This window comes from Streptomyces sp. NPDC094032, from assembly GCF_040303965.1.
Taxonomy (GTDB): domain Bacteria; phylum Actinomycetota; class Actinomycetes; order Streptomycetales; family Streptomycetaceae; genus Streptomyces.
In genome coordinates this window covers 247,064-259,959 of sequence record NZ_JBEOUE010000006.1, presented here as the reverse complement: position 1 = coordinate 259,959, position 12,896 = coordinate 247,064, and the positions used below count along the sequence as shown (strand labels likewise).

Annotated in this window: 5 protein-coding genes; 4 read left to right on the top strand and 1 reads right to left on the bottom strand. The window is 74.1% G+C overall.

Translation table 11 applies throughout. From position 1 onward, the window contains the following. Positions 1-222 precede the first annotated feature (222 nt). Together ABTZ54_RS12260 and ABTZ54_RS12255 are read left to right on the top strand one after the other, a co-directional pair. Entirely contained in the window at positions 223-2,025 is a 1,803-nt protein-coding gene (locus ABTZ54_RS12260) for a S8 family serine peptidase (protein WP_502997238.1), read from the top strand. A gap of 227 nt (positions 2,026-2,252) precedes the next feature. Next, on the top strand, positions 2,253-5,501 hold the full coding sequence (locus tag ABTZ54_RS12255) for a helix-turn-helix transcriptional regulator (protein WP_351660672.1): 3,249 nt from the start codon (positions 2,253-2,255) through the stop codon (positions 5,499-5,501). A gap of 10 nt (positions 5,502-5,511) precedes the next feature. Here the strand turns inward: ABTZ54_RS12255 and ABTZ54_RS12250 are convergent, their stop codons facing one another. After that, positions 5,512-6,321, bottom strand: coding sequence for a caspase family protein (locus ABTZ54_RS12250; RefSeq protein WP_351660669.1), 810 nt, complete (start codon positions 6,319-6,321; stop codon positions 5,512-5,514). Between the two features lie 107 nt (positions 6,322-6,428). On the opposite strand from ABTZ54_RS12250, the gene ABTZ54_RS12245 reads away from it, so the two are divergent. Both ABTZ54_RS12245 and ABTZ54_RS12240 read left to right on the top strand, forming a co-directional pair. Continuing rightward, positions 6,429-7,289, top strand: coding sequence for a DNA/RNA non-specific endonuclease (locus ABTZ54_RS12245; RefSeq protein ID WP_351660666.1), 861 nt, complete (start codon positions 6,429-6,431; stop codon positions 7,287-7,289). A 289-nt stretch (positions 7,290-7,578) separates the two neighbouring features. Further along, on the top strand, positions 7,579-12,876 hold the full coding sequence (locus ABTZ54_RS12240) for a trypsin-like peptidase domain-containing protein (RefSeq protein ID WP_351660663.1): 5,298 nt from the start codon (positions 7,579-7,581) through the stop codon (positions 12,874-12,876). Positions 12,877-12,896: the final 20 nt, after the last annotated feature.

Sequence of the window (12,896 nt, the reverse complement as noted above, 5' to 3'; positions counted from 1 at the left end):
CCTCTCCACCTGTCAGGTGCATGAGAAGGGGTGGGTGATGTCCGCCGGGGACGGCCTTGACCCGGGCCGTCGCGCCGGTGGCGGCGCACGGGCCCCCACGCCCAGGGAGACGACGGTCGCGACCCCACTTCGCCCCGCGGATCCCGCGCCGCCGCCACTGCTCCCTCACGTCGTACTCGAAAGGGCCACACCTTGAACGGTTCCAGGCGGAGAGTCATATCCGTGGTCGTCGCGAGCGCCGCGATCCTCGGCGCCGCTGCCACCACCTCCGGGGCGTTCGCCGCCGTCCCGGCCGCTGTCAGCCCCAAGCCCGTCCCCGCTTCCCAGTCGATGGCCGCGCTGCCCAGCGCCCCGGTCGACAAGGTCATCGTGACCTACAAGTCCTCGTCCGCCGAGGCCGGTTCGAACACCGCCGCCAAGAGCGACACGGCCGACAAGGCCGCCAAGACCGGCGAGAAGCTCTCCTTCGAGCGCCGCCTGGCCGGCGGTGCCGCGCTGGTGAACCTGGGCGGTTCCGCCACCAAGCAGGACGTCGCCGAGGTCATGGACGCCTTCCGCGCCGACCCGCAGGTCGCCTCCGTGGAGCCGGACATCCGCGCGTACGCCATGGCGGTCACCCCGGACGACACCGACTACGCCAAGCAGTGGGACCTCTTCGAGCCCACCGGCGGCATGAACGTGCCCACCGCCTGGGACAAGACGACCGGTTCCGGCGTCACCGTCGCCGTCATCGACACCGGCTACGCCGCCCACTCGGACCTGGCGACCAACGTCGTCCCCGGGTACGACTTCATCTCCACCTCCGCCGACGCCCGCGACGGCAACGGCCGCGACGCGGACTCGAAGGACGAGGGCGACTGGAACGCCACGGACGGCGAGTGCGGCACCGGCTCCAAGGCCTCCAACTCCTCCTGGCACGGCACCCACGTGGCCGGCACCATCGCCGCGGTCACCAACAACACCAAGGGCATCGCGGGCATCGCGTACAACGCGAAGATCCAGCCGGTGCGCGTGCTCGGCAAGTGCGGCGGCTCGTCCTCCGACATCGCCGACGCGATCACCTGGGCCTCCGGCGGCACCGTGCCGGGCGTCCCGGCCAACCCGACCCCGGCCAAGGTCATCAACATGAGCCTGGGCGGCGCCAGCGCCACCTGCCCGAGCGTCTACCAGACCGCGATCAACGGCGCCGTCTCGCGCGGTACCACCGTCGTCGTCGCCGCGGGCAACAGCAACGCCAACGCGTCCGGCTTCACCCCCGCGAACTGCTCCAACGTCATCACCGTGGCGTCCACCAGCCGCGAGGGGAACCGTTCCTTCTACTCCAACTTCGGCACCATCGTGGACGTGGCGGCCCCCGGCGGCGAGACCCGTCGCTCGACCGACACCCCCGGTACCGTGACCACGCCCGAGAACGGCATCTACTCCACGCTGAACTCCGGCACCACCGTCCAGTCGGCCGAGAGCTACAAGCCCTACCAGGGCACCTCGATGGCGGCCCCGCACATCGCCGGTCTCGCCGCGCTCCTGAAGTCGGCCAAGTCGACCCTGACGCCGGCCGACATCGAGTCGGCGATCAAGGCCAACGCCCGCCCGCTGCCCGGCACCTGCACCGGCGGCTGCGGCACCGGCATCGCCGACGCCGCCAAGACGGTCGACGCGGTCACCACCGCGCCGCCCGCCGGCACCGTCTTCACCAACGCGACCGACGTCACCATCGCGGACAACGCCACCGTGAGCTCCTCGATCGCCGTCACCGGCCGCACCGGCAACGCGCCGGCCGCTCTCAAGGTCGACGTGGACATCAAGCACACCTGGCGCGGGGACCTGGTCATCGACCTGATCGCCCCCGACGGCACCGTGCGCAACCTGAAGGCCTCCTCCTCGTCGGACAGCGCGGACAACGTGCTCGCGACCTACACGGTCGACGCGTCCAGCGAGGTCGCCAACGGCACCTGGAAGCTGCAGGTCCGCGATGTGGCCACGGGTGACACCGGCTACATCGACTCCTGGAGCCTGACCTTCTAGGTCACTCGGGTTCCTTTCAGAATCACCCCCCACATCAGCATCATCGCTGGTCAGCGAAGCGCCCGTGGTCTACACCACGGGCGCTTCCTGGCGCCGGTGACGGACCGTCGACCGGCGGCCGCTGTCCGTATGCCGGACATGGGGCCTGGACTGGGGCGACAGGCTCCGTATTCTCTGCCCAACGGGGCTCATGGGCCGGGCCCCGAGGGCCGGAGGGTGGTGGAAGCATGACGACAGCGCCCCCGGCGCCCGTCGGCCGGGAGGAACTCCTCGCCCGCATCGAACGCGTGCTCCACTCACGGGGCCGTGCGCTGCTCACCGGCCCGGCCGGGGTCGGCAAGACCGAGGTCGCGCTGGCCGCGGCGGCGCGTGCGGAGGCGCGCGGCGAGACCGTGCTGTGGCTGGCCACGCTCCCCGCCGACCGCGACATACCCGGCGCGACCGCGGCCGCCCTGGTGGCCTCGATCACGGCCACCGTCGCCTGGCCCACCCCGACCGGGCCGACCGCTCCGACCGCTCCGACCGCTCCGACCGGGCCGCTCACCCCGACCGGCCCGGCCACCGCGACTGCCCCGGCCACCCCGACCTCCACGGTCACCCCGGGCACGCCGCCCGGGATCCCGCCCGGCGCGGACGAGGACCCCGTGGCCCCGGAGCCGCGCCCCCCGGCGGCGAACGGCGCCCACTCGACGTACCACCCCGCCCCTGCGAACGGCACCAACCCCACGCACGGCACCAACCCCCCGAACCGAGCCACCCCCACGCACGGCACCACTCCGACGTACCGAGCCACCCCCGCGTACAGCAGCACTCCGCCGTACGGCACCATGCCCCCACACGCCACCACCCCCACACACGCCACCACCCCACCCGACCCCCATGTCACCGCCGACGGCCCCACCGGCCCCTCCACCCCCCACCCCCTCGGCCCCTCCGCCTCCGGAGTCTTCGACGCGTTGCCGGGTCCGCAGCGGACCGCCGTCGCCATGCTCTGCCGTGAGGCGCCGCTGCACGATGGTGGGTGGGACCCGATCGCGTTGCGGCTGGGGATCGCCCGGATCCTGCGGGCGCTCACCGCGCGCGGGCCCGCGTTGCTCGTCGTCGACGGGGTGCAGCACATCGACCCCGACAGTGCCGATCTGCTCCGCTTCGCCCTGCATCTGGCGCCGCCCGCGCTGCGGGTGGTCTCCGTCGAGACGCCGGAGGCGTACGCGGCGTACGGCACGGAGGACACGCACGACACGCACCTGTGGGTGCCGTCCGAGGCGGACGTGGTGCTCGTGCCTCCGCTGCACGCCGACGAGATCGCCGAACTCCTCATCCACCACCGGCTGCCCTCCCGGATGGCCGGGCGCATCCACAAGGCGAGCGGCGGCAATCCGCGCCTCGCGCTCGCTGTGGGCCGTTCGCTCGCCGACGCCCGCACCCCGGTGCACCACGCCGAGGCGCTGACCCTGTCCGGCCGGGCCCGCGACCTGGCCCGGCAACTGCTCGGCACCGCGCCGCCCGCCGTGCGCGAGACCCTGCTCCTGGCGGCGCTCGCGCTGCGCCCCTCGGCGGTGCTGGTGCGCCGGGCCGGGCGCCCCGACGCGGAGGCGGACCTCGCGGCGGCGGAGCGGGCCGGTCTGGTGTCGGTGGCCGAGGACGGGACGGTCGCGTTCACGGCCGGGCTGCTGCCGTCCACCCTGGTGCACGACGCCTGCTGGGCCGAACGCAGCGCGGGGCACGCCGCGTTGGCGGAGGTCGTCGACGATCCCGTCGAGGCGGTACGGCACCGGGCGCTCGCCACCGACGCGCCGGACGAGGAGCTGGCCGCCGAGGTCGGCGCGGCGGCGGACCTCGCCCGGGGCCGCGGCAACCGCGCGCTGGCCGCCGAACTCGCCCTGCTCGCGGCCGAGTCGACCCCCGGCCAGTACGGTACGCGGCGGATCGCCCGGCTCGTCGACGCCGCCCAGGAGGCCGCCCGCGCGGCCCGCGCCGATCTCGCGATGCGGGCCGCGACGGACCTGCTGGCCCGCGACGCGGTGCCCGCCGACCGGGTACGGGCCCGGCTCGCCGTCCTGGACACGGCGGGCCAGGGCCTGACCGGTCTCGACGAGATGTACGTCCACGCGATGGAGGACTCCGAGGGCGACACGGCGCTGCGCGCGGCGGTGCAGCTCCGGCTCGCCGTCAAGTACGTGCTGGCGGACGGCGATCCGCTGCGCTCGCGGGCGGCGGCGGTGGAATCGGCCGCGCTCGCCGCCTCGATGGGCGATCCGCGCACGGCGGCGCAGGCCCTGACCGTACAGGCACGCATGGAGCGGGCCCTCGGCTCCTCGGACGCGGACGCGGTGCTCGCGCAGGCCCGGGCCCTGGAGACGGCCGAGCGGCCGGCCGGGATCCGTAACGCGGCCCAGATCCTGACGATCCGTCACGCCCTGTTCGACGGGCGGCTGGTGGACGCCCGCGACCAGTTGAACGCGCTGCTCCCGCTGGTGCAGCGGCGCGGCTCCGTCGAGGACGCCATCGAACTGCTCAGCACCCTCGCGGAGATCGAGTCCCGACTCGGGCCCTGCTCGGCTGCGCTGGCGCACGCGGGCCAGTCGCTCGCGCTCACCCTGGAGGCGGGCCTCTCCCCCGGGCCCGCGTGGTACGCGCTCGCGCTCGCCGAGACCGCGGGCGGCAGCTTCGGCCGCGCGGCGAGCTACGCCCGGCGCAGCGTCCAGGCCTCCGAGGAGGAGGGCGACCGGGTCTTCCTCTCCCGCAGCCTGTACGCGCTCGGCCGGGTCCAGCTGGTCAACGGGGACGTCGCCGCCGCCCTGGAGACGCTGCGCCGGGTCGAGGCGAACGAGCGGGCGCAGTCCACGGTCGACCCGTCGATGCTGCGCTGGCACGAGGAGCTGGCGGAGGCGCTGCTGGCGCACGACGCCGTCGACGAGGCCGTGGCGGTCCTGGCGGAGGTGCGGCCGGTGGCGGAGCGGCTCGGGCGGACCTCGGTGCTGCTCGGCTTCGACCGGGCGTACGGGCTGTGCCTGGCGGCGGAGGGCCGGACGGACGAGGCGGCGGAGCTGCTCACCCGTACGGCGGAGCGCTTCGTGCGGGCGGGGCTGCCGCTGGAGCGGGGCCGGGCGCTGGTGGCGCTGGCCCGGGTGGAGCGCAGGCGCAGACGGAGGTCGGCGGCGCAGGCCGCGCTCCAGGCGGCCGCCGGGGTGTTCGAGCGGGCCGGGGCGGCGCCGTGGCTCGTGCTGACGAGCGAGACGCCGGCCGGCCCTGCGGGTGAGGGCCCGGTGGGCGAGGAGGCGCTTCCGGCGCTGTCCGCGCTCACCGAGGCGGAGCTGCGCCTGGCCCGGCTGGTCGGGCAGGGGGCCAGCAACCAGGAGGCGGCGGCGAAGCTGTATCTGAGCGTGAAGACGGTCGAGGCACGGCTGACCCGGATCTACCAGAAGCTGGACGTGCGCTCGCGCGCCCAACTGGCGACCGCGCTCAGGCCGTAGGCCGTTCCGCTCAGACCGTGAGGGGCTTCTGTCCCAGGAACGCCTCCGTGGGTGCGCCGGTCGTGTAGAGGTTCGGGCTCTGGGTGGGGGGCAGCTTGGCCTGGATCGACGTGTGGAAGGTGCGGTAGTCGCCGGCGAAGGCGCCGTCGCGCCAGACGTCGAGGAGTGCCTCGGTGAAGGCGCCGTTGACGGCTCCGTCGGCGGCGACCTGGTTGTCCTGGCAGGCGGAGACGAGGATCACGGGGGGTCCCGCTCCGTCGCCCCGTTCGGCCGCGGCCTTGGCGAGCGAGCGCTTGAGGTCGTCGTAGAAGTCCTTGTCGCGCTCGTACAGCTCGATCTGTTTGGGCTCGGGCATGTAGCGTCCGCCGTCGTCCGCCGCGTCCGGCATCTCGATGCTGGTGCCGCTGTGGCAGCAGTCGAAGAAGGTGACGATGCGTACACCCTTGCCGAAGCGCAGGAACTCCTGGTGGACCTCGTCGTCGAGGAACTGGCGGTCGTAGAAGACGAGGGTCTCGTCGCGCCGGTCGGCTTCGTGGTCCCCGCCGGTCACGTCCGGGACCTGGCCGCCGTGGCCCGAGTAGGTGAAGAGCAGGATGTCGCCGTCCGTCAGCTTGCCCGCCGTCTCGCGCAGCGCGGCGGTGATCCGGTCGACGGTGCATTCCTTGGTGAGCAGGACCGTGGGGGCGAAGCCGGCGGCGCGGGCGATCCTCGCCATGTCGCGGGCGTCGTTCTCGCAGGCCACGAGGGAGCCGTCCCAGCCGTCGTAGCGGTCGGGATCGACGTTGTTGAGTCCGAGGTGCAGTGAGAGTCCGGTGGGCATGGTGGTGCCTCCTTGGACGGGGGTGAGGGGGCACCGGGGGCGTCTGTTCGAGTGGCCTGCGGGTCCGGTGCCGTGGGCAGCCCTCCCCCGCGCGGTACTTACATCGTATGAACACAACCGAATCCGGGCACGGCCAGTTCGACGACCGCGCCGGCTACGACGAGACCTTCCTCGGCCCCGCCGTCCCCCTCCCCCTGCCGGTGCGCGCCTCCGTCGAGACCGTGCTCCTGCCGTACACGCACTTCACGGTCGTCTTCCGGCCCGACCGGCGGCTCCCCGCGTCGACCGGTGTCTGCATCGAGGGGGCCCAGCTCCTGGAGGACATCCCCCGCGAGGACGTCTGGCTGTACGACCCGCGGGTGCCGCGCGAGCAGCAGACCGGCGACGACGTCTACCGCAACAACAGCCTGGACCGCGGGCACATGGTGCGCAGGCTCGACCCGGTGTGGGGCGCGGCGGGCGTGGCGGACCAGGCGAACACCGACACCTTCCACTTCACCAACGCGGCTCCGCAGGTGGACGTGTTCAACCAGGGCAAGCAGCTGTGGCAGGGCCTGGAGAACTACCTCCTTGAGCACGCGGCCGAGTACGACCGGAAGCTGGTGGTGCTCACCGGTCCGGTGCTCCAGGACGCCGACCCGCCGTACCGGGGCATCCAGGTGCCGCTGCGCTTCTGGAAGGTGGTCGCGTTCATGCAGGACGGGGCGCTGGCGGCGACCGCGTACGTGCTCGACCAGAGTCCCGACCTCAGCAAGGACGCGGAGCGTGCCCTTGCCGGGGCGACGGCGGGCGCGCCGCCGCCGCTGGGTCCGTACCGCACGTACCAGGTGCCGGTCTCGGACGTCGCGGAGATCACCGAGCTGGAGTTCGGGCCGCTGCCGGACGTGGACCTGATGCCCCCGACCCGCTCCCCGGACGAGCGGTGGCGCCGCCTGGAGAGCTTCGAGGACATCGCGATGCAGGGCTGAGCGCACCCCCACGCGGGCCTGGGCGCGCCCCCGCGCAGGCCCGAGCGCGCCCCGGGGCAGAGCCGAGCAGCGCCCCCGCGCAGGCCCGAGCGCGCCCCGGGGCAGAGCCGAGCGGCGCCCCGCGCAGGCCCGAGCGCGCCCCGCCCATGCCCGCGCGCGCCCCGCCCAGGCCCGGGCCCGCCCCCGGCCCGCCCCGGCCCCACGCACCGATTGCGGCCCCGCCGACCCGGGGAGAGGATGGCAGGGAAGTCCGTCCTCATTCGGCGCTAGGACGGCGGGCAGGTGAGCCATGCCTCTCACCGAGACGGAGTGGGGCCTCGTCACCAGCTGGGTGCGGGACCACCTTCTCGACAACCCCGATCCCCGCAGAGGGCTGCTGCGCACCGCCCTGAGCAGGATCTTCGTGGCGGACCTGCCGCTGACCCCCGACCGGGACGAGAACGCGCGCCGGATCGTGGGGGCGGCGCGCAAGGACATCGCGCACCAGCGGCGGCTGCTGGCCGCGCTGTCCCGGCTGGACGCGCTCGACCGCCTCGACGCCAAGGACGCGGCCGGCCGGGGCACGGAGGTACGGTCGCTGCTCGGCCGGCTGCGGGAGGACGAGGAGGTCGCGCACTCCGAGCGCGATCCGTTCTCGACGGTCGTGCTGCGGGACGGCACGGCGGTCTTCATCGACCGGTCCGAGCTGCGCGAGAAGCTGCGCAGGTTCGTCGCCGATCCGGAGCAGACGGTCCTGGTGGTGGACGGCGAGCCGAACAGCGGGCGCTCGTACACGTACCAGCTGATCCGTCATCTGGGACAGCACTGCGGCTTCCGGCCGGTGCGGGTGACGCTGTCGCGGACCACGACGGCGGCGCGTCTGGTGGAGCGGCTCGACGAGTTCGTGTCGGAGCCGGGCGTCGACGGAGTTCCGTTGAATCCCACACAGTTGAACGATCCACTGCCCTCGATCGACGACGCCGTACACCGGATCGTCAGCCGCGCCACCGCCGCCGAGGAGCGCTACTGGCTGGTCCTGGACGAGTGCGACACCCTCGACCCCAACTCCGACGTCTGGGACTGCATCGGCAAACTGGCCCTCGCGATCTACGAGCACACCCCGGTACGGAACCGGACCGTGCCCCGGCTCGTGCTGCTCGGCTACTCCACCGCGATGCGCCAGCTCCCGTACGACATCCGCAAGAACGAGGTCCGCGACACCGCGCGGGTGGCCGACGCGGACGATCTGCGGGCGTTCTTCGAGCAGTTCTTCCGGGAGTCGGCGGCCCCGCCGGACGAGGAGCTGCTGCCGGGGCTCGTGGAGACGGCCGTCGCCGAGGTGCTGCGGGCCGCCGAGGCCGCCGACCCGGCCGACAGCCACATGCGCCGGATCTGTACGGCGGTCGAGGAGAGCGTACGGACCTACCGCGCGCTCACCCCCGGCCACGACGTCACAGGACCCCTGCGCCGGGCCCTGCGCACCCCCGCCGCTCCGGCCGTCCCGGCCCTGTCCGAGCAGCGCCGCCGCTACCGCGAGGCGGCCGCTCTGCTCGACGACTTCGACCCCGCGCTGCTGCGGCTGCCCGGCGAGGAGCGGGCCACCGGGCGGGCCGTCGCCGAGCTCGTCGACGACTGCACGGCGCTCGCCGCCCCCGTGCACGCCCTGCGCTGGGTCCTCACCCCGGAGGTGCGCGAGGCGACCCTCAAGGGCTTCGCCGGGCCCGCCGCGGCGAAGGCCGCCCTCGACGCCACCGACCTCGACGCCCTCCCCGAGGGCCCCCGTGTCGAACGCGCGGCGGCCGCCCTTCTGTCGGGCGCCCCGCCGGCCGCCGTCGAGCCGGGCGTGGAGGAGCTCTCCGACCTGCTCCAGGCCGTGCTGTGGCTGCGCTCCGTGCCCGGCACCGAGGGCCTGCTGCCCGACGCCGAGGACGTCCAGCGGCGGCTCGAACGGGCCCGGCTGCTCCAGCCCATGCGGATCCTGGTCCAGGGCACCTTCCACGGCCGGATCCGCGAACTCGACGCGCTGCGCTCCTATCTCGCGCTGCCCGCCGAGCCGGCCGAACCCCCGGTGCTCATCCACGGCATCGGCGGCATCGGCAAGAGCACGCTGCTCGCCAAGTTCCTCCTGGACAGCCTGCGCGAGTACGCGCCCGAGGGCTTCCCCTTCGCCTACATCGACTTCGAGCGGCCCACGCTCTCCATCCAGGAACCCGCCACGATGATCGCCGAGGCGGCCCGGCAGCTCGGCATCCAGTACCCCGCCCACCGGACCGCCTTCGACGCGCTCGCCGACCGGTGCGGCGAGACCACCGCGGCGCAGCGCGGCGAACGCAACCAGCTCGACGAGCTCTACCAGCTCTCCGCGACCCGGGCCACCCTCGGCCGCGACTACTCGGCCGGCTTCCACGCCCGCGCCTCCGCCCACGAGCAGGAGCTGGCCCGCGAACTCGCCGAGCTCGTCGCGCGGGCCGTCGCCACCCCGGCCGGGGAGATGGACCCGCCGCTGCTGATCGCCCTCGACTCCTTCGAGCAGGCCCAGTACCGCGGTTCCCCCGTGCTGTCCCGGATGTGGGCGGTGTGGACCGCGCTGCGCGCCGCCTACCCCCGGCTGCGGTACGTGGTCGCCGGGCGGGCGCTCATCGGCCACCCCGCCGTCGTCATGGACCCGCGCACGATGGCGCTCGGCGAACTCGACGAACAGGCCGCCGTGGAGCTGCTCATGTCCTCGGGCGTCGACGAGGAGGACGTCGCCAGGAGCCTGTACGACCGGGTCGGCGGGCATCCGCTCAGCCTCAAGCTGGCCGCCCGCACGGCCGTCGTCCTCGGCGAGGAGTCCGAGTCCCTGGGCGAGCTGCTCACCACCCTGCCCTCGCGGCGCCGGTACTTCCACCACAAGGTCGACCAGATGCTCATCCAGGGCACGCTGTACGACCGGATCCTCAAGCACATCTCCGACGACGCCGTCCGCTCCCTGGTGCAGGCCGGGCTCGCGCTGCGCGTCATCACCCCCGACCTGGTCCGCGAGGTGCTCGCCGAACCGGCCGGGCTCACCGTCGCCTCGGGCATCGAGGCGGGCCGGCTCTTCGGCAAACTGGTCTCCCGGCTGGACCTGATGGAGTCGGCCGGGCCGCAGGCCATCCGGCACCGCTCCGATCTGCGCACGATCATGCTGCGGCTCTCCGACCGGGCCCGCGCCGACCTGATGCGGGCCGTCGACACCCGCGCCGTCGCCTACTACGCGGCCCGCGAAGGGCCCGCCGCGCGCGCCGAGGAGATCTACCACCGGCTGCGGCTCGGCGAGAACCCCCGCACGGTGGAGCTGCGCTGGGAACGGGGCGTCGAGAGCTACCTGGTGGACGCGGACAACGACATGTCCGCCCGCTCGGCCGCCTTCCTGCTGGGCCGGATCGGCGGGCACGTACCCGATCAGATCATGGCCGAGGCCGACCAGGAGGACTGGGAGCGGATCGCCGCCCGCGAGGTCGAGGACCTGCTCACCCAGGGGTACGTCGAGGCCGCCGCCGAGCGGCTCGCCGAGCGGCAGCCGTGGACCCCGTGCAGCCGGCTGCACGCCCTCCTCGTCGAGACCCTGGCCCGCTCCGACCGGGCCGGGGAGGCGCGGGACAGCGCCGACCGGGCGGTGGACCGGGCGGAGGAGGCCGGCTGCGCGGAGACCCGTCTCGAACTGCTCCAGCTGTCCGCCCGGCTCGCCCAGGACGCGGGCGACTTCGTGGACGCCGACCGGTCGCTCCAGGAGGCCGAGTCCCTCGCGACGAGCCTCGGCCTGCCGTACGAGTCGATGGGCGTCCTCGTCGCCCGCTCCCGGCTCGCTGTCGTCGCCGACGAGGGCTCCGAGGAGACCGACCGGCGCCTCGCCAGGACCCTGCGCGGCATCCCGGACGAGTCGCTCGCCCAGCAGCCCGCCCTGGCCCGGGCCGCCGCCGCGTCCGCCGGGCGCGTCGACCCGCACGTCCTGGAGCACACCCTGCGCCTGGTCGGACTGCCCGGCGACGAGGAGGCCGTGATCACGGCGCTGACCACCTGGATCGACACCGCGATGGCGGACGAGCCGCAGCTGCGCGAACCCCTCACCCGCATCCTGGAGTCGGCCGCCGCCGGAGCCGGCATGGACGACCGCCCGGACGCCTCGGTCAGGACCGACGTGACGACCGGCGCCACGCCGGCGACCGCGCCCGGCGCCTCCGCCGTCCACGCGATGCCGCACGTCCAGGTCGAGGCTGCGCTGCGGGAGGCCCTGCGCCACGGCACCCTGGACAGCCTCGCGCGGCGGGCGCTGGCCCTGCGCGACCGGAGCGGCGATCTGCTGCTCGGCGTGGCGGCCGCGATGGATGCCGGGACCCCGGTGCCCCCGCCGGGCCACGCCCATGGCTTCGGTCCCGGTGCCGACGGCCAGACGGCGGTCGGCCTCACCCCGCCGCCCGACTCCGCCCAGGCGGCCTGGCGGAAGGTGCCGTACCTGTCCGACGCCGAGCTGCTGCGGGTGCAGAGCGCGGCCGTCGAGGCGGGGCTCGCCGACACCGAGCTGCGGCCCCGGCTGTTCGCCGGCACCACCCGGCACTTCCGGGCCGGACTGCCGCTGCGCACCACCCCGTTCGAGCAGATCCGCTCCGACCTGCTGACCGTCAACCGGGTGGAGCGGCTGATCGACGGCACGGTCCCGCTGGAGGTCTGGCTGCGCAACGCCCTCACCCTGACCACCCAGCAGGGGTCGGTCGCCGTCTTCCAGCGCGCCCTCGACGACGTGGCCCGCGACGCGGCGGGCGAGCCGGAACTACCGGTGGACTTCCTGCCCGGGGAGGTCAAGGAGGAGGTCGTCTTCCGCGACGACACGGTCCCCTTCGAGTTCCTCCAGGGCGGCTTCACGGCCGGCGCCGCCGTCGCCCGGATCAGCGTCCCGCCGTACGAGTCGGGGGCCCCGCTCCAGCCCGCGTACCCGCACGCCGGCACCGGCTGGCTCATCGCGCCCGGCCTGCTCGTCACCAACCACCACGTGGTCAACGCCCGGACCCGCACCCCGGGCACCCCACGGGCCCTGGTCAGCGACGACGACCTCCAGCTCCAGGTGCGCAACTCGCGCTCGCGGTTCGACTACGGCTCGGACGAGACGGAGACCGAGGAGGCGACGGCGGGCGCGCTGGTCGCCTGGGACGAGACCCTCGACTACGCGATCATGCGGCTGACGTCCGAGCAGCCGGAACGCCCGGTCCTGCGGGTGTCGGCCGTACCGCTGGCACCCACCGCGAGCGAGCAGGTCGCGGTCAACATCATCCAGCACCCGGGCGGGCGGCCGAAGCGGGTGGCGCTGCGCAACAACCTGGTCTACCAGGCGGACGAGCGGGACGTCGTCTACTTCACCGACACCCGCGGCGGTTCGTCCGGCTCGCCCGTCCTCGACGACGCCTGGACGGTGGTCGCGCTGCACCGGGGGACGAAACGCATCGAGGAGGTCGACTTCCAGGGCAGGGCGACGGCGTTCGTGAACGTCGGCACCCAGATGAGCCGGGTCCTCGCCCATCTGCGGGAGAACCGGCCGGAGGTGTACGAGGAGATCATGGCGGCCCAGGCCGCTCTCTTCGAACAGCCGTGACACAGGCGGGCGGGGCAGGC

What these genes read in the sequence shown, in the direction of transcription:
- ABTZ54_RS12255 (WP_351660672.1), top strand. Translation starts at nt 2,253, where the DNA reads ATGACGACAGCGCCCCCGGCGCCCGTCGGCCGGGAGGAACTCCTCGCC.
- ABTZ54_RS12250 (WP_351660669.1), bottom strand. Translation starts at nt 6,321, where the DNA reads ATGCCCACCGGACTCTCACTGCACCTCGGACTCAACAACGTCGATCCC.
- ABTZ54_RS12245 (WP_351660666.1), top strand. Translation starts at nt 6,429, where the DNA reads ATGAACACAACCGAATCCGGGCACGGCCAGTTCGACGACCGCGCCGGC.
- ABTZ54_RS12240 (WP_351660663.1), top strand. Translation starts at nt 7,579, where the DNA reads ATGCCTCTCACCGAGACGGAGTGGGGCCTCGTCACCAGCTGGGTGCGG.